The following is a 17,905-nucleotide window of genomic DNA, read 5'->3' on the forward strand; positions in this document are numbered from 1 at the left end:
TGATAGGGGCAATAGCATGCTCCACGAAAAAGGGGCCGGTCTCGCGACCAGCCCCTTCCCTTGGCCGATACCGGCGATCAGAAACGCCAGCCGACGCTGCCGACGACCTGATGGCGGTCGGTGTCGATGCCGAATTCGTCGCTGGTCGCGCCATTGGCGAAGTTGATATGGGCATCCTCATATTTGGAATAGCGATATTCGATCTTGGCGAAGGTGTTGGCGTTGATCGCCCGCTCCACGCCGGCACCGATGCGCCAGCCGTCCAGCTTGAACGCGGTGTCGGTTTCCTGATTGGTGTCGCCGGCCAGCACGTCGAGCTTGGTGTTGGTGTAGCCGCCCTTCACATAGACCAGCGTCGCGGGGTTGGCGAGAATACCGGCGCGCGCACCGATATAGAGGTCGCGGCCCTGCTTGACGCGGCCGAAGCCGAACTGGTCGGAAAAGTCGGTGCGGCTGCTCTTGGCGGTGGAGTCGGTATATTCGCCTTCCACGCCCACGACCGCGCTGCCCAGGTTCACGTCATAACCGGCGCCGACGCCGTAGAGCAGGCCGTCGATCTTCTGATCGTCATGGCCATTGTCGTTATCGACATCGCTGCCAGCCCCGGTGCGGTCATAGCCCAGTATCGCTTCGACGCGCGGGCCGGTGAAGGTGGGGCCGACATCCTGCGCGAAAACGGGGGTGGCGACGGTGGCGCCGGCCAGAAGGGTTGCGACCATCAACTTACGCATAACAGATACTCCGTGTGTCATTCTGTCCCCTCTCTCAGGGGGTGAGACGCACAAGCCGGAGCGGCCGCCTTTGTTTCATGAACGGGAGATAAACATTTGAATATGTGGCCTTAATGTCACGAAATCAGCTCCGTTCGCCGTGCGAGCGTGCGGATCTGGCGGTGAACCGCCGGAACGATTTTCAACATTCCACGACATTGACGGCCAGACCGCCGAGCGAAGTTTCCTTGTAGCGGCTCGCCATGTCCTCGCCGGTCTGGCGCATGGTTTCGATCACTGCGTCAAGGCTGACAATGTGACGGCCGTCGCCCTGAAGCGCCAGATAGGCGGCGTTGATCGCCTTGACCGCGCCCATCGTGTTGCGCTCGATACAGGGTATCTGCACCAGGCCGCCGATCGGATCGCAGGTGAGGCCGAGATTATGCTCCATGCCGATCTCTGCGGCATTTTCGATCTGGCCATTGGTGCCGCCCAGTACGGCGGCAAGCCCGGCCGCCGCCATCGAGCAGGCGACGCCGACCTCCCCCTGGCAGCCCATTTCGGCGGCGGAAATGGAGGCCCGCTTCTTGTAGAGGAAGCCGATGGCCGCGGCGGTCAGCAGGAAGCGGCGCTCACCATCCCGATCGGCCCCCGGCACGAAGCGGCGATAATAATGCAGCACCGCCGGAATCACCCCCGCCGCGCCGTTGGTCGGCGCGGTGACGACCCGGCCGCCCGCCGCATTTTCCTCATTCACCGCCAGCGCGAACAGGCTGACCCATTCGAAAATCTGCGCCGGGCCCAGCGCATCCTGTTGCAGCCGGAGCCGCTGGTGGATGGCGCGGGCGCGGCGACGGACCTTGAGGCCGCCGGGCAATAGCCCCTCCTGCTCCAGGCCACGGTCGATCGAGGCGCTCATGGCGTCGATCACGCTGTCGAGGAAAGCGTCCGTTTCCGCCTGTACGCGCCACGCCCCTTCATTACGCAGGACCAGGGTCGCGATCGACAGGCCGGTCGCTTCGCCCTGCGCCAGCATCTCCGCGCCGGAGGAGAAGGGATAGGGCTGGACGACATTATGGCCGAGCGGCGCGGCGTCATCGGTCGGGGCGGTGCCGAGCAGGACGGCGCCGCCGCCAATGGAATAATAGTCGCGCACCAGCGGGGCATCGCGCCCGTCCAGCCAGGCGGTGAAGCGCATCCCGTTGCTATGCGCCTCCAGAAATTCGCCCATGCGAAACAGCAGGTCGCGCGCTTCCTCGAACGGGACCATATGATCCACGGCGCTACCCGCGCGGATGCGGCCGTCCGTGCGGATGGCGGCCAGGATGGCGCCGATCTGGTCGGGATCGACGCTCTCGGGGCGATAGCCAGACAGGCCAAGAAGGATGGCGCTATCGGTCGCATGGCCCCGGCCGGTCAGCGCCAGCGAACCGAACAGTTCGCATTGCACCCGCACCGGCGTCTGCGGCAGGCTATCCATGAACATCAGTGCGGCGCGCATCGGCCCCACCGTATGGGAACTGGAAGGGCCGATGCCGATGGTGAACAGGTCCATCACGCTGATCGCGGTGGCCGCATCGATCCGGCTTTTGGTCACATCAATAATCCTTGGAAACCCGCACGTTCGCGCTTTCGCGGCCCAGCGTGGAAATGGCGCCGAGCAGCGAGAGCCAGCGCGTGACCTGATATTCGATCCGGGTGGCGCTATAGCCCTGTCCGTCGGTAATGAGTTCGACATAGGTCTTGCGGGTCAGATATTTGCCCGCGGCAATCGAGGTGCCCTGCCCCTGGGTCGGGTCGGCGGCGATGATGCGCAGCCGATCGAGACCCGCCGCCTTGCGCACGGCATTGATCGGATCCAGCCCGCCATTGCCCTGCAGCGATCCGACGGCGGAGGCAAGTTGCAGCGCTTCGGGCGCGGACAGGTTGGTGATCGACGTGCCGAACAGGATGCGCGAGAGCAGTTCGTCCTGCGGCAGCGCGGGAACGCTGGTGAAGCTGATGTCCGGCTTCAGGCCGGTGCCGCCGACATGGATGGTGGCGCTGAGGTCGCTGACGTCCGCCTCCGCGCTGATGTCGAGCGTCGGGTTGACCGGAGTTCGGCCATCGAACTGGATATGGCCTTCGCGCAATTCGAAGCGGCGGCCGGCAAATTCATAGCCGCCGCGCACCAGTTCCGCCCGGCCCGCAATCGTCGGATTGGTGACGGTGCCGCCGAGGTCCAGGTCCGCCCGCCATTCGCTGTCGAGGCCGAGGCCGGTGACGGTCAGGCGATTGCGCGCCCGTGCCTTGATGGCGAGCGCCCAGGGGACGTTGGAGCGCGGCCGCTCGATCTCGTCGCCACGGCGGTTGACCTCCACCACCTTGAGTTCGGGAATCTGCGCCACGGCGGCGGCGCGGCCCATGGTGAAGCGGCTCTTGTTGAGCAGCAGGTCACCGCCGATCGTGCCGCCAACCCCGTCCGACCGCAGGGTGATGGGACCGGTTACGGTCGCGGCGATATCGTCACGCTCCAGCAGCGCGGCATTGTCAGCCTGAAGGCTCAGGTCCATCCCCACGCCGGCGATGCCGTTGAAGGTGAAGCGGCCGGTTCCATTGACTGTGCCGCCATTCTGCGCGGTGGCGGCGAAGCTGGAAATGACCAGTTGCGCGCCGGAGAAGCGACCGCGCGCCTTGACGTCCTTCAGGCGCATACCGGTCACCGGGCTGTTGATCGCGGCATTGTCCGTGGCGAAGGTGCCGGTGATGACCGGCTCGCCCAGCGTGCCGCGCATGTCGGCCGACACCCCGACCATGCCGGCGATATCGACGATCTCCACCCCGGTCAGCCGCCAGAGCGTGTCCGCCGTGCCGTTGAAGCGCAACTGGGCGAAGAAGGGCGCGCGGTTGAGGCGCGTCGCCAGACCGCCCTCCGTCCCCAGCGGATTGAGCAGCGCCTGCGCCTGGCCGATCGTCTTGCCGTCGGCGACGAAGACCATGCGAGTGGCGAGCCGTTCGCCGGTCAGCACGGCATTGACGCCGACATCGACCGGGCGGGAGCTGAGCGAGAGCCCGGAGCGGGACAGGCCGCGAATGCGCAGTTCAGCCTTGCCGCTGGGCAGGCCGCCGCGCGGCTGGGCGTAGCTCAACGATCCGGTCGCCATGCCGCCAAGGCCCAGATTGTCATAGGCGATGTCGAGCAGGGCCAGAGGCAGCTTCTGCATCCGCGCTTCGATATGGGTCGCGGCGCCGCCCAGTTCGCCCGCAAGTTGCAGCGATCCGCCGGCATAGGCGATGGTCGCGGGCGACAGGCGCCAGCCACCTTCGGCGCGCGTGAGCACTGCCGGTCGGGTCAGGCGGATCGACCGCTTGTCGATGGTGCCGCCGGCGGTCAGGCGGATGCGGTCGGGCTGGACGTCCGCCTCACCCTGCAGGTCGAACAGGCGGCCGCGCTGGCCCGACAGGCTACCGCGTATCTTGCCCTTGCCATCGACCAGTTCGGCATTGGCGGCGAAGCGCCCGAGCAGCACGCCGCCGACACGCAGGCCCCGCGCCTGCGCCGTCGCGGTGACGGTGGTGCCGGTGGGATCGAGCAAGATGGTGCCGTCCAGCGTACCGCGCCGGACTTCGATGACGGTCGGTCCTTCGAAGCTGGCGTCGTTGGCGGTCAGCTTGAGCTGCACCTGCTGGTTGGCGTCCACCGGCTTGAAATTAATATAGCCGGTGACCGGTCCCATGACGCTGAGCTGGCCGTCCAGGCCGCCGGCAATGGGCCGGATATCGCCGCTGGCGGTCACGCCCGACACGGCGAGGTTGGCGACCCGCACCACCGCCTGCCCGCCATGCGGCAACAGGATGACGCCCCGCCCGGTGAAGGCGCCGAGCGTCGATCCGCCATTGGCGGTGTAGCTATAGCCATTGGCGTCGGGAATCAGCTTCGCCCGCACGTCGCGCAGGCCCAGAGCATCCATCGGCCGGGCCAGCAGAACGTCGATGGTCGGCCGGTCTATCATGCCGTCCAGCGTCAGCGTCACCGGCCCATAACGGCCATGGCGGCCCACGCCCTCCAGATGCAGCGTCTGGTCGCGATGGCGCACGCCCTGCCCCGTCAGCGTCAGCAGTGGCGATTCCAGCCGCAGGTCGCGCAGTCCCAGATCGCCATTGGGCAGCAGGTCGAGCCCGCTGCGCACGGTCGGCAGGCCGCCGCCCAATGTCCGCAGGAAATCATTGTCCAGCCGCCGCACCCGCGCCAGCGCATTGCCGGACAGGCCGAAGCGGCCATCGGCGCGCGGCACCGCGCGCAGCTTGGATGTCAGGTCAACGATGCCGAAACCGGGAATGAAGAGATTGGCGATCTGGCCGTCCAGCCCCGCATCATAGCGGCCGGTCTTCAAGTCCGCGATCACCACCAGCTTGCCGCGCAACTTGTCCGATAGCAGTTGCATGGGATTGCTGACGATCTGCTGCCCCTTGAGCTGCAGCACGCCATCGAGCTGGAAATTGCGCAATATGCCCGCGACCAGGTCGCCCTGACCATCGACGCTGCGCGCGCGCAGCCGCAGGGGGATGAGCGCCGGGCCGTTCCGGGGTGCGCGTCCCTTGCCCTCCGCCCGCAGGTCGTTGATGATCGCCCGGTCGATGGTCAACTGGCGCGCAGTGACCAGATATTCATAGCCCAGCCCCGCAAAGGGGCCATCCAGCCGGATCTTTGCTGCAACGTCCCTGCTGCGCACATCCTTGAGCAGCGCTTCGGGCCGGGTCAGTTTCAGGTCGATCCGCATATTGTCGAGCGCGTTGTTGCGCAGGTCGATCGCGCCGTCGGCGGCCAGATCGACCGCCGCGGAGCGGAGCGAGAGCCGTCCGTCGATCACCCGGTCGACCATCGTGCCGCTGGCCCGCAAGGACAGGCGCGGCGCGGCGATGCGACGGAACAGCCCGTTGCCGGCGATCGCATTGCCCTCCACCGTGCCGCGGGCCGAATAGGCGCCGCTGCGGGCGGCCAGCACGACATCGGCAACCGGCCCGCCGTCCAGCGTGGCGGCCAGGCGGCCGTCCCACCGGCTCCAGCCGCCCTTGCCGCCGATGCGCAGATTGGCGTCCTGCTGCAACCCGGCCATGGCCGCCAGCAGGCCGGCCTTGGGTGCGTTGATGGTCACGTCCAGCTTGAAGCGATCATCATCCGGGCGACTGTCGAGCGCTATGGTCAGGGCATCGCTGCCGTCGAGCGTGCGCGCGGTCAGATCGATGATGGCGCGTCCGCCGCGAATATCGGCGTCGCCCGCCATGGTCGCGACCTGTGCGCGACCGGTGACGGAGGGCGCGATATCCAGCCGGCCGACCGAAAATTCCATCAGTCGAATGTCGAAACCCGGCAGGATCGGCCCGCGCCGCTGGGTCGGGTTGAGCTTGGGCAGTTTGTGCAAAGTCGCGCGCGGGATCACCAGCCGGTCGATGTCGAGCCGGTTGGACAGCCAGGCGAAGGGCCACCAGTCCAGTTCGACCCGCGGGGCTTCCAGAAACTTGCCCTTCGGATCGGACAGTATGAGGTCGCGCAGCACCGCCTTTCGGTAGATGCTGCCCTCTATCCCGCCGACCTGGATGCGCAGCCCCGACGACGACTTGATCGCCGCGATCCGGGTGGCGAGGAAGCGATGCCCGCCACCGGTATCGAGCCACAGGAGCGCGCCAGCGACGATCACGACCATGGCCGCCAGCAGCCCGGCCAGCCAGCGCTGCCAGCGTCCGTCCCAGGCGCGGCGTGGCCGAGGCGTGGACGACGGCGGGACGACCGGATCGACGGGTGCGTCGTCGGCCATCAGAAAGCTTGCCCCAGCGAGACATAGACGGCCACCTTGGGATCGCCCGATTGCGGGTTGATCGGCGTGCCGACATCGACGCGGATCGGGCCGAAATTGCTGTAGTAGCGCACGCCCATGCCCGCGCCGATGCGCAAGTCGCGAAAGCGCGGCACGAAGCTGGTGGAGATATTGCCGGCATCGACGAAGGGCACGACGCCGAAATTGCCGAAGCGCACCCGCGCCTCCAGCGAAAATTCGGCCAGGCTCTTGCCGCCGACGGGATCGTCATTCTCGCCATAGCGCGGCCCGATCGCCTGATAGCCATAGCCGCGCACCGACGCCCCGCCGCCGGCATAGAAGCGCCGCGACGGCGCGATCTGATCGACGGTCGATCCCAGGATCGTGCCGAAGCGCGCCCGCGCCGCCATCACCAGCTTCTCGCCCATCGGCTGATAGACGCTACCGTCCAGTTGCACCTTGGCATAGCCGAAGGTGGTGTTCTGGAACGACAGTTCGGGACTGATCCGGCCACCCAGCCGGAAACCCTTGCTGGGGTTGAGCAGGTCGTCGCTGCCGTCATAGGTCAGGCTCAGGGGGATCGCGGCGATCAGGAAGGTGCGGCGCGCGCCGCCCGAAAAGGCGTCGGCTTCGTCGGACGCCACCAGTTCCGCGCCGACCCGCCACACCCAGTTCTTCTGGAACAATATGTTGGTCTGGCGTTCCAGCCCGCCCGACAGGGTGATGGTGCGCGCATCATAGGCGTCGCGCTTGATGTTGCTGACCGACAGCAGCCCTGTCAGCACATTGTCGCGCCGGTGGAAATTGTTGCGGCGATAGGTGAAGGACGCGGTCTGTTCCTGCGTGCCGAGCACCCCGCGCAGCGTCACCGCGCCTTCGGGCGGGAAGAAGTTGCGATGCTGCCAGCTGACTTCCGCGCGATAGCCCTCCCCCGTGCCATAGCCCAGTTCGCCCGCGATCGTGCGCAGCGGCGCCGGACGGACATCGACGGCCAGGTCGACATGCTCGCCATCGCCCGCCTCGACCGGCTTCAGGCTGACCGAGGAGACGAGGCCGGTAGCGACGATGGCGCGGCGCAGATCCTCGACATCGGAGGCCATATAGGTGTCGCCCGGATCGAAGCGGGCGATTTCCTGCGCATGATGCGCGTCGAACAACTGCTCATTGTCCATACGGATCGCGCCGAACCGGCGGAAGCCGCCGGGCGCGACGATGATGTCGAGATCGCCCTTGCGCTCCTCATGATCGATCCGCACTTCGGGTTCATCCACCCTGGCAAAGGGAAAACCGCTTTCGGCGAGCTTGGTCGCCAGCGCATCGCGCCCGGCGAGAATCACATCGGCATCGACGGGATCGCCGACCTTGGGCGGGAAGGCCGCGCGCAGCCGCGCTTCCTGCCCCGCCGTTTCCGCAAGGCCGGTGACATCGACCGATTCCAGCAGATATCGGGTGCCGGGCGCGATGTCGAAGGTGACCGCCAGCCGATCGCTGCCCGGCGGCGGCGCGGCGACGGCGCTGCGGATGCGCGCGGCATAATAGCCCTTCGCGCGCAACAGCCGGTCGAGCAGTTCCCCATCCTCCTTCATGCGCCGGTTGATCTGGGCGAGGTTGGCGGACTTGCCCTGCCCCTGGCGCAGCACGGACAATTCGTCGAAGCGCAAGGTGAACTGGGCATCGGCGATAGCGTCGATGCCGCTGAGCAGCACGGTGTAGCGACGCTCTTCGCCCGCATCGGCGAAGCTGGCTACGTCGTCGGCGGGACCGGACGCCTGGTCCGCCAGGTCGGCGGGCATATCCGTCGCGACCGGATTGCCGGAATTACCGGCCTGGGCCTGATCGTCCACCGGGTCTGCAGGCAGCGGTGCAATCGTATCGGGCTGGCCCATGTCGGGCCAGTCGACGCCGATGTCGGGCATTGCGTCGAGCGTCTGGTTCGGCTCCGGCGCGACCTCGGCCGGCGTCTCCTGCGCGCACAGAGCGCCGGGCGCGGCAAGCAGCAACGGCGCGAGAAGGAGCCGGGCGGCATGCGGGCGGCCTGAAGAGCGGCGTCGTATCCGCAAACCATCGGTCATGGCGCCGGTCTAGACCAACTGTGGGCGTAAACGCCAGCCCCAGAAGGAGCCAGGCACCGCCAATTGCGCGCCAATCGTCAGAATGCGGTGTTCAACCGGTCCAGCAACGCGCGCGCGGGGCTGGCGCCGACCGTGGCGGCGGAGGTGGCCATCGCGTCCAGTCGATCCTGGAGGCGAGCGACGCGATCGTATAATTCCTGGCTCGCATCGATCAACGCACGGGCCGCGAAAGGAAAGCCGCCGGCCAGTTCGGCCTCGGTATGCGATGCACGGCCCAGCCGATACTTCTCATCGGACAGGTCCACCTGCTCGATCTCGCCGCGCTGCCATGCGCGCTGGCTGAGTAACCAGGCGATGATGTGCATCAGCCGCGTCGTGACCTTGAGCGATTCGCAGGCGAAGGCGACCCGGCGCAGCGGATCGTCCACGCCATCGTCGAGCGACGCGCTGCCGTCGAAATAGGCGCGCGCTTCGTCGGCCATGATCATGGCTTCCAGATAGAGTCCGTCCACCAGTCGCCGATGGAGGCCAGGATCAAGAAAGGCGGGGCTTTGCATAGGATTGAGCTGCCATATTTTTGCAACTTTGTCAGGCCCGTTAGACCGCCATTGCCATGCTTTGTCCCATTTGGGATCGGTTAGCGGGGCGTTAACCGAAATTGGCGCCCCTCCGCCAGACGGTCAGGCGATGATGTCGGGAACCAGCGCATCTTCCAATATCGCAATCTCGTCGCGCAGCCGCAGCTTGCGTTTCTTGAGGCGCGCGATCTGCATCTGGTCGCCACCGCCGCCCGTCACCAGCGCGGCGATCGCGCTGTCGAGGTCACGATGCTCGACCCGCAGCAATTCCAGTCGGCGCATGATGTCTTCCCGGCTCACCGCGCCTCTTGCCTCCACTTCACTTGACCCAACAGCGCCTGATAACGCGCCCTGACGACGCGGACCATCGCAAATTTTCATGCGGCCCGCCGCAAAGCCCGAATCGCCGCGAGACAAGCCGGTCAATTCATGATCTACTTGATCATCCATCGCCCTCGTAAGGAGAATGTCATGGAAAATAGCCACATTTCAGCTCTTTCAGCAAAGCATGCCGGCCTTGAAGCACGAATCAAGGCCGAGTCGAGTCGACCCATGCCCGACGCCATATTGGTGGCATCGCTCAAAAAGCAGAAATTGCGGCTGAAGGAGGAGATGGCTCAGCACTGATCGCTGGCGCACTGCTCTGGGAGGAGGTCAGGACGGGGCGGCGAAGACCGCCCGTCCGACCATCCTCTGCCTGAATATGTCGCGATAGAATCGCAAGAGCCCCGGAGCCGGCAGGTTCGCGGGGCGTTTTATTGTCCGGCCCATCGGGGAAGGATCAGCGGCGCTTCACGCCATGCTGATGCGCGCGCAAATAGTCGGGCACGGCATTATGTGGCGCTCCGGCGCCGCCCACGGGCTTGCGCGCCAGTTGCGGGTCGATCGGCTCGTCGAAAGCGAGGCCGATCTTTTCCTCACGCGACCAGGCGACCATGCCGGTCACCTTCCCGACGCCGCGCAGATCGCAGACAATGTGGATGCCGGCAGGCACCGCCCGCTCGCAATCGGCCATCAGGCCGGTCGCGGACAGATTGCGGACCCTGGCCTTGCCCAGCGGCGCCCCTTCCGGGGTACTGAGCGTGGTGAGCAGGAACAGGCTATCGCGCGGCGCGGCGCGCGCCGGTCCCCGGTCCGAAATATCCTGTTGGTCGTCCATGCAAAAACCCACGGTTGGAAAAGCGGTGAAGGCCATCATCCTAACCGCGGGGTGATGGAAAAAACGTTAATCGTCGCGGGATATCTTTTCCTGCCGCTCGTGCCGTTCCTGCGCCTCGACCGTCATCGTCGCGATCGGGCGCGCTTCCAGCCGACCGAGCGAAATCGGTTCGCCGGTGACTTCGCAATAACCATATTCGCCATCGTCGATCCGGCGCAGCGCCGCGTCGATCTTGGAAATCAGCTTGCGCTGGCGGTCGCGGGTGCGCAGTTCGATCGACCAGTCGGTTTCGCTCGATGCGCGATCATTGAGGTCAGGTTCGCGCAGCGGCTCGTTCTGAAGAACGGCCAACGTGCCTTCCGCTTCGGCCAGGATCTGCTTCTTCCAGTCCCACAGGCGCTGCCGGAAATATTCCAGCTGCAACGGGTTCATAAACTCTTCGTCGGGCGAAGGCCGGTAGTCGGCGGGAAGCGTTACAGTCGATTTGGGCGGCTTTTCGCCGTCTTTATCGGAATTCAGGACCGATGCCATCTGGCTCTCCGACTCGTAAGGCCCCGGCGCTTGATGTTCCGGGCGCCCAAACTTGATTGTGCCCGCCTCATAGCCATGGCTGCTGGCCGATACAAGCGGGCAATCTAAGGCTTGTCGCTTGCTTCCGGCCGTTTTTTTCATAGGCATGGGATCGTCGGTCGGCGAGTCCGCATCCATGCATATCGGCTGCCGGCGGAACGCTCCCCGTTCAGCCTTGGCCCGCCAGCCGTTCCATAGTGGGACGTTAACCATTTCTTTTCAGCCGGCAGCAGCTTTTCCCTCGACTTAGACATGATATTGAGGGTTAACGGGATTGCAGTTAACCCTTTCTTTTGCGTTGATGCGCATAGGAAGTTCCCGTCAGCCCATCGTTGGAAATCCAGTGTGGGTACGGGGGTAACAAGAGAAGAGTAGATCCTATGTCGGTACGGATGGCTTTGGCTAAGTTGTGCGCCTGCACTTGCGGCGGAGCGATCATCGGCGGCGGTGCCGTCCATGTCGCTGAAAACGCCCGTCCGGCCGTGGTGCATAGTTACAAAAGCATGAAGGCAGCGCCCAAGAAGCGCCTGGCCGTTCGCACCGTGAAGCGCAAGGTCGTCCGGACCGTCCAGGTAACCAAGCCGCAGACGGTAACGGTCGTGACGCAGGCTGCGCCCATCCCCCTGCCCGCGCCGATGCCGATGGCCGAAATGCCGATGATGTCGGGCGGCGGTGGCGCCGTGCCGGTCGTGATGGGCGGTGGCGGCGGCTTTGGCGGCGGCGGGTTCATCGGCGGCTTCTTCGGTGGCGGCGGTGGCGGCAGCGGCGGGGGATCGGTCGTGATCTCCTCGACCAGCAGCTCGACCGGCGGCATCAGCAGTTCGACCAGCTCGACCACGGGCGGCGTATCGACGTCGACGGGCGGCGTATCGACCTCATCGGGGAACGTGTCCACTTCGTCAGGTGTCAGCTCCAGCTCGTCCTCCTCGTCCAGCTCCTCTTCCTCCTCCAGCTCGTCGTCGAGCAGCTCGGGCGGATCGAGCGGCGGCAAGCCGGGCAAGCCGGACCATCCCGGTTCGAGCGGCGGCAGTTCGGGCAGCAGCGGCAGCTCGGGGTCGAGCGGCAGCTCCGGTTCCAGCGGCAGCTCCGGCTCGTCCTCGTCCTCCAGCTCGTCGTCCAGCAGCTCTTCTTCGTCGGGCGGTTCGTCCAGCTTCGGCAGCACGGGCAGCACCGGGTCGAGCGGCAGTTCGGGGTCGAGCGGATCGAGCGGCAGCTCGTCCTCTTCCTCCTCGTCCAGCAGTTCCTCTTCCAGCAGCTCGAGCGGGGGCTCGGGTGGCAGCACGGGCGGTACCGATGTTCCGGCGCCGCCCATGGTGCTCCTGTTCGGCGCGGCCGCCGTGGCGCTCGTCGCCCGCCGCCGCTTCGCCGAACGCAAGGCGCAGGCCGCCGCCTAAGCGCGACGCCTGTCACGAAAAAGGGGCGGCCCCGGCATCGGGCGCCGCCCCTTTTTCGTTCCAGGCCGGTTTGCTTCAGGCCGCCGCGATGATCTTCTCAATCTCCAGCACCGGGTGATTGGTCAGATCCTTGGCGATTTCGCCGACCAGCCGGTTCTGCACTTCCTTATGATAATGTTTGCGCATCTCGCCCAGCGCCGTCGGCGGAGCGACGATGATCAGTTTCTCATAATCCTGCGCGAAGGCGCGGCGCTTGAGCAGGTCGGCGGCTTCGGTGGCGAAGCGCGCTTCCTCCAGATCGTGGAAGTTGACCTGCTCCATTGAGCTTTGCCGACCACCCATTGGCGAGGAAGACCGCCCTGCCGCATCCGACGCCTGATCGCGATTGGCGGGGTTGTCCTGGACCTTGACCTCCTCCGCCTCAAGCTGAGGGAAACTGCTGTCGCCCTTGTTGCGGAAGAAGAGCAGCTTGCGCCCGTCCGCCACCAGCACCATCGCGTCTTGATCGATCTGCATCGCTCGGTCCTTTTCTCGTTGATTGATGCAGCACCAACGGGCGAGCGGCGCATAGGGTTGCGCGGCCCGTCGCGCGGCGGCATAGGACTGCCCCATGCACGACATCCGCTTCATCCGCGAAACCCCTGACGCCTTCGACGCCGGCTTGGCCCGTCGAGGGCTTGCTCCGCTTTCCGCCGAGATATTGGCGCTCGATGAAAAAGTTCGAGAAGATCAGACCTTCGCTCAAAAGTGTCTCGCGGAACGGAACCGGCTGTCCAAGCTGATTGGTGCAGCTATGGGACGCAAGGATTTCGAAGAAGCCGATCGGCTGAAGAAAGACGTCGAAGCAATTAAATACCTCGGACTTGAAGCCAACCTCAAGGCTGAGGAACTACGGGCCAAGCTGGCCGCCATCCCCAACCTGCCCGCCGACGATGTGCCGCAGGGCGCGGACGAGGCGGATAATATCGAAGTCAGCCGCTGGGGCACGCCACGCAGCTTCGACTTCCCCCCGCAGGACCATGCCGATTTCGGCCCGGCGCTGGGGCTGGATTTCGAGGGCGGCGCCAAGCTGTCGGGCGCACGCTTCACCGCGCTGCGGGGGCCGATGGCGCGGCTGCACCGGGCGCTGGCGCAGTTCATGCTCGATACCCAGACCGGCGCGAACGGCTATGAGGAGGTCAATCCGCCGCTGCTGGTGCGTGACGAGGCGCTGTTCGGCACGGGGCAGTTGCCCAAGTTCGCCGAGGATCTGTTCCGTACGACCGACGGCCGCTGGCTGATCCCCACCGCCGAAGTGTCGCTGACCAACCTTGTCGCCGACCAGATCGTGCCGACCGACAGCCTGCCGGTCCGGCTGACCGCGCTGACCCCCTGCTTCCGGTCCGAAGCCGGGTCCGCCGGGCGCGACACGCGCGGCTTCATCCGCCAGCACCAGTTCGAGAAGGTCGAACTGGTCGCGATCTGCGCGCCCGAAGAGTCCGAGGCCGAGCATGACCGCATGTGCGCCGCGGCCGAGGGGATATTGCAGGCGCTCGACCTGCCCTATCGCAAGATGCTGCTGTGCAGCGGCGACATGGGCTTTGGCGCGCGCAAGACCTGGGATCTGGAAGTGTGGCTGCCCAGCCAGCAGACCTATCGCGAGATCAGTTCCGTCTCCAACTGCGGCGACTTCCAGGCGCGACGCATGAATGCGCGCTACAAACCGGAAGGCGAGAAGCAGACCCGCTTCCTGCATACGCTCAACGGATCGGGGCTGGCCGTCGGCCGTACGCTGGTGGCGGTGCTGGAAAATTACCAGCAGGCCGATGGCAGCGTCGCCGTGCCGGCGGTGCTCGCACCCTATATGGGCGGGATCACGAAGCTGGAGCCGCGTTGACCCTTCCGGGTCCGTTTAAACCTGTCGAAAACTCTGCATAAGGGGTCTCGACAGGCTCGAACCGAACAGAGGCGTGAGACTGGGAGCGCGACAGTTATACGCGATTGAGCTATTTTTCTTAGTTAGCTAACTAAATAAAATAGCGCGGGATGCTACAGGCTGAAAATACTGGAAACCATGGCTGGATCGGATACACACGGCGCGATGCAGCGCCCGTCTCTTCTGATCCTGCCGCTCGGCCCGCTTCTGCTGGCGGCCTGTATTCCCAATCAGGGGGAGCGCGCCGATCCTGCGCCCACGCCGCCACCCCGGATGGACGCCGACGCATCCACCGTCGAACTGGCCGAAACGCAGCCGGTCTGGACCGCGCAGCAGGTGGTCGCGAACGCGCGCACCGTCGCCAGCGCCACCTATGTCGTGCAGCCGGGCGATACGTTGCGCGGGGTCGGCAATCGCACCGGCGCCGGATCGGAAGCGATCGCGCGGGCCAATGGCCTGGCCGCGCCCTACGCGATCCGCACAGGGCAGAGGCTACAAATCCCCGGCGGCCGCTACCATCTGGTGGCGGAGGGGGAGACGGGGATCGCCATCGCATCGGCCTATGGCGTGGCCTGGAGCCGGATCGTCGCGGTCAATGGCCTTACCGAACCCTATATGCTGCGGCGGGGGCAAAGACTGTTGTTGCCCGGCGACGCCCCCACCCGCGCGCCCGACATCGAGCAGCGCGCCGCCGCCTTCCGCATCGACATCGACGATGTGCTGACCGGCGGTCAGCCCGCAGCGGCGGATAATGCGCCGGTCGCCGTCGCATCCAGCGCCCCCCGCCCCCTGCCCTCCAACGTGCCGATCGCCCAGCCCAGCCACTTCGCCGGCAGCTTCGCCTGGCCGGTCAAGGGCGTGATCCTGTCCCGCTTCGGCCCCGGCGAAAGCGGCGCGAAGAATAACGGCATCGACATCGCCGCGCCCGCAGGCACGCCGATCCGCGCGGCGGCCGATGGCGTGGTCGCCTATGCGGGGGACAAGGTGGCGGTGTTCGGCGGGCTGGTGCTGCTCAACCATGGAAGTAGCTGGGTCAGCGCCTATGGCCATGCGAGCCGCGTCGATGTGGTGCGCGGGCAGAAGGTGACCAAGGGGCAGGTCATCGGCCTGGTCGGCGACACCGGCTACGCCAGCAAGCCCAAGCTGCATTTCGAACTGCGCAAGGACCGGGTGCCGGTCAATCCGATCGGCCAGTTGCCGCCGGCATGAGGATCAACGAGGTCCGCACCACGCCTGGCGCCGCCGGTTTCCTGCGCCGGCGATCGTCCATGCCGATGTGGGCGGACCTGGTCTGGCGCGTGGCGCTCGTATTCGGGCTGATCGCGCTGGTGCTGCTGCTCCACTGGGTCGGGCGCGACGGGCTGAAGGATAATTACGACAACAAAATCAGCTTCATCGACGTCCTCTACTTTACGACGGTGACGGTTACGACGGTGGGTTATGGCGACATCGTCCCGGTGACGCCGGAAGCGCGCCTGTTCGAATCCATCTTCGTCACTCCGATCCGGCTGTTCGTCTGGCTGATCTTCCTCGGCACGGCCTATAACCTCTTCCTCCGCAATATCCTCTACAGGTGGCGCATGGCGCGTATTCAGGCTGATCTGCACAATCACATCATCGTGACCGGCTTTGGCACCAGCGGGCAGGAAGCGGTAAGCGAACTGCTCGCCCGCGGCACCGACCCCAGGGAAATCGTCGTCATCGACGGAAGCGAGAAGGCGCTGGAGCGGGCCGAGGCGCAGGGGTGCAACGTGCTGTGCGGCGATTCGACGCGCGATCGCACGCTGAAGGACGTGGCGATCCATCGCGCGCGCGGCATGATCGTATCGGCGGGCCGCGACGACACCTCGATCCTCATCACCCTGACTGCGCGCCATCTGGCCCCGCGCCTGCCGATCAGCATCGTCGTGCGCAACGAGGACAATGAACTGCCCGCGCGGCAGGCGGGCGCGACCACCGTCATCAACCCGGTCAGCTTTGCCGGGCTGCTGCTGGCGGGCAGCACGAGCGGCCGGCACATCGCCGATTATATGGCGGATCTGGCCGCATCGGGCGGGCGGGTAAAGCTCAACGAACGGGCCGTGCTGCCCGAAGAGATTGGCGGACCGCTCTCGGCGATCGGCACAGGCCTGGGCGTCCGCATCTATCGCGGCGACCAGCCTATCGGCTTCTGGGAAGAGGCCGCACGCCAGCTTCAGGCAGGCGATGTCATCATCGAAATTGCCGAAGGCAACGGCCCTTTCGAGCGTAACGGTCGCGACTAAATACAGTACCGCAATGGGGGACCGTGACATTCGGCGTAAAAATCCCTATGTGCGCGACCATCATGGCAACCAAATTTCCTGACGCGCCGAAGATCGGCATGGTTTCGCTCGGCTGTCCCAAGAATCTGGTCGACTCCGAGCGTATCCTGACCAAGCTGCGTTCCGATGGCTATCAGATGTCCCCCGACTATGCCGGCGCCGACGTCGTGCTGGTCAACACCTGCGGCTTCCTCGATTCCGCCAAGGAGGAATCGCTCGAAGCAATCGGCGAGGCGATGGCCGAAAATGGCCGCGTGATCGTGACCGGCTGCATGGGCGACGAGGCGGATGTCATCCGTGCGAAATTCCCGCAGGTGCTGGCCGTTACCGGCGCGCATCAATATGAGCAGGTGGTCAATGCGGTGCATGACGCGTCGCCGCCCATCCCCAATGCCTTTGTCGATCTGGTGCCCGAGGGTGGCCTGAAGCTGACGCCGCGCCATTACAGCTATCTGAAGATTTCGGAGGGCTGCAACCATCGCTGCTCCTTCTGCATCATCCCTTCGATCCGGGGCGATCTGGTGTCGCGACGCATCGACGCAGTGCTGCGCGAGGCGGAAAAGCTGGTGCAGGCGGGCACCAAGGAATTGCTGGTCATCAGCCAGGACACGTCGGCCTATGGTGTCGACACCCGGCACGAGCCGCGCCTGTGGAAGGGCCGCGAGGTCCGCGCGCATATGACTGACATGGCGCGCGAACTGGGTCAGTTGCGGACGGCGGACGGCGTCGCGCCGTGGGTGCGGCTGCACTATGTCTATCCCTATCCCCATGTCGATCAGGTCATCCCGCTGATGGCCGACGGGCTGCTGACGCCCTATCTCGACATCCCGTTCCAGCACGCCGCCCCGAGCGTGCTGAAAGCCATGAAGCGCCCCGCCAACGAGGCCAAGGTGCTGGACCGCATCCATAAATGGCGGGCGATTTGTCCCGACATCACGATCCGGTCGACCTTCGTCGTCGGCTTCCCCGGCGAGACCGAGGCGGATTTCCAATATCTGCTCGACTGGCTGGACGAAGCACAACTCGACCGCGTCGGCGCCTTCCGCTTCGAGCCGGTCGAAGGCGCGCCGGCCAATGCCTTGCCGAACGCGGTGCCCGAAGAGGTCAAGGAAGAACGCTACCAGCGCATCATGGCAAAGACCGCCGCGATCAGCGCCGCCAAGTTGCAGGCGAAGATCGGCCGCACCCTGCCCGTCATCCTCGACGAAGTGGGCGAACCGGACGAGGAAGACGGCAGCATCGGCGCCACCGCGCGCAGCCAGGCGGATGCGCCGGAGATCGACGGTAATGTCTTCCTGCGTGATGTAGGCGAAGGGCGCAAGGCGGGCGATATCTTCGACGTCGTAATCGAGGATGCCGACGAGCATGACCTTTATGGCGTGCCTGTTCAGGACTGAAAGGCGATAAGC

Annotated in this window: 15 protein-coding genes; 5 read left to right on the forward strand and 10 right to left on the reverse strand. The window is 65.6% G+C overall.

Annotation, left to right across the window (positions count from 1 at the left end):
- Nucleotides 1-77 precede the first annotated feature (77 nt).
- The 6 genes from ABT375_RS05360 to ABT375_RS05385 form a co-directional block, all read right to left on the reverse strand.
- Nucleotides 78-731, reverse strand: a complete 654-nt coding sequence (locus ABT375_RS05360; RefSeq protein ID WP_224545808.1) for an outer membrane protein — start codon at nt 729-731, stop codon at nt 78-80.
- 181 nt (nt 732-912) lie between these two features.
- On the reverse strand, nt 913-2,307 hold the full coding sequence (locus ABT375_RS05365; RefSeq protein ID WP_416464366.1) for an L-serine ammonia-lyase: 1,395 nt from the start codon (nt 2,305-2,307) through the stop codon (nt 913-915).
- A 1-nt stretch (nt 2,308) separates the two neighbouring features.
- The gene (locus tag ABT375_RS05370; RefSeq protein WP_416464367.1) at nt 2,309-6,505 is read right to left on the reverse strand and encodes a translocation/assembly module TamB domain-containing protein; all 4,197 of its coding nucleotides are present in this window, start codon (nt 6,503-6,505) and stop codon (nt 2,309-2,311) included.
- A complete protein-coding gene (locus ABT375_RS05375) occupies nt 6,505-8,577 on the reverse strand; it encodes an autotransporter assembly complex protein TamA (RefSeq protein WP_416464368.1) in 2,073 nt (690 codons plus the stop codon). The genes ABT375_RS05370 and ABT375_RS05375 overlap by 1 nt, the downstream gene beginning before the upstream one ends.
- 77 nt (nt 8,578-8,654) lie before the next feature.
- Nucleotides 8,655-9,134 (reverse strand): DUF1465 family protein, encoded by a 480-nt coding sequence (locus ABT375_RS05380; protein ID WP_224545805.1) that lies wholly within the window; start codon nt 9,132-9,134, stop codon nt 8,655-8,657.
- A 123-nt stretch (nt 9,135-9,257) separates the two neighbouring features.
- Nucleotides 9,258-9,437, reverse strand: a complete 180-nt coding sequence (locus ABT375_RS05385; protein ID WP_416464855.1) for a YdcH family protein — start codon at nt 9,435-9,437, stop codon at nt 9,258-9,260.
- A gap of 189 nt (nt 9,438-9,626) precedes the next feature.
- On the opposite strand from ABT375_RS05385, the gene ABT375_RS05390 reads away from it, so the two are divergent.
- A complete protein-coding gene (locus tag ABT375_RS05390; RefSeq protein ID WP_224545804.1) occupies nt 9,627-9,782 on the forward strand; it encodes a YdcH family protein in 156 nt (51 codons plus the stop codon).
- 154 nt (nt 9,783-9,936) lie between these two features.
- Here the strand turns inward: ABT375_RS05390 and ABT375_RS05395 are convergent, their stop codons facing one another.
- From ABT375_RS05395 to ABT375_RS05410, 4 genes are all read right to left on the reverse strand, one after another.
- Nucleotides 9,937-10,314, reverse strand: a complete 378-nt coding sequence (locus tag ABT375_RS05395; protein ID WP_416464369.1) for a PilZ domain-containing protein — start codon at nt 10,312-10,314, stop codon at nt 9,937-9,939.
- A 66-nt stretch (nt 10,315-10,380) separates the two neighbouring features.
- Nucleotides 10,381-10,845 carry an RNA polymerase-binding protein DksA gene (gene dksA / locus ABT375_RS05400; protein ID WP_416464856.1) on the reverse strand — a complete coding sequence of 155 codons (465 nt, stop codon included), beginning with the start codon at nt 10,843-10,845 and terminating at the stop codon, nt 10,381-10,383.
- Nucleotides 10,846-11,377: 532 nt separating this feature from the next.
- A complete protein-coding gene (locus ABT375_RS05405) occupies nt 11,378-12,196 on the reverse strand; it encodes a hypothetical protein (RefSeq protein WP_416464370.1) in 819 nt (272 codons plus the stop codon).
- 157 nt (nt 12,197-12,353) lie between these two features.
- On the reverse strand, nt 12,354-12,794 hold the full coding sequence (locus tag ABT375_RS05410) for a host attachment family protein (RefSeq protein ID WP_261934376.1): 441 nt from the start codon (nt 12,792-12,794) through the stop codon (nt 12,354-12,356).
- 94 nt (nt 12,795-12,888) lie between these two features.
- Here ABT375_RS05410 and serS point away from each other — a divergent pair, with 94 nt between their 5' ends.
- The 4 genes from serS (at nt 12,889) to rimO (ending at nt 17,893) form a co-directional block, all read left to right on the forward strand.
- Nucleotides 12,889-14,154, forward strand: coding sequence for a serine--tRNA ligase (gene serS / locus ABT375_RS05415; RefSeq protein ID WP_416464371.1), 1,266 nt, complete (start codon nt 12,889-12,891; stop codon nt 14,152-14,154).
- 204 nt (nt 14,155-14,358) lie between these two features.
- Entirely contained in the window at nt 14,359-15,402 is a 1,044-nt protein-coding gene (locus ABT375_RS05420) for a peptidoglycan DD-metalloendopeptidase family protein (RefSeq protein ID WP_416464857.1), read from the forward strand.
- Complete coding sequence (locus ABT375_RS05425) at nt 15,399-16,457, forward strand: potassium channel family protein (RefSeq protein ID WP_224545793.1); 1,059 nt, start codon at nt 15,399-15,401, stop codon at nt 16,455-16,457. Before ABT375_RS05420 ends, ABT375_RS05425 begins: the two co-directional genes overlap by 4 nt.
- Before the next feature lie 47 nt (nt 16,458-16,504).
- A complete protein-coding gene (gene rimO, locus ABT375_RS05430) occupies nt 16,505-17,893 on the forward strand; it encodes a 30S ribosomal protein S12 methylthiotransferase RimO (RefSeq protein WP_416464372.1) in 1,389 nt (462 codons plus the stop codon).
- Nucleotides 17,894-17,905: the final 12 nt, after the last annotated feature.

It is taken from the genome of Sphingomonas sp. VDB2 (assembly GCF_047946695.1).
GTDB lineage: Bacteria > Pseudomonadota > Alphaproteobacteria > Sphingomonadales > Sphingomonadaceae > Sphingobium > Sphingobium bisphenolicum.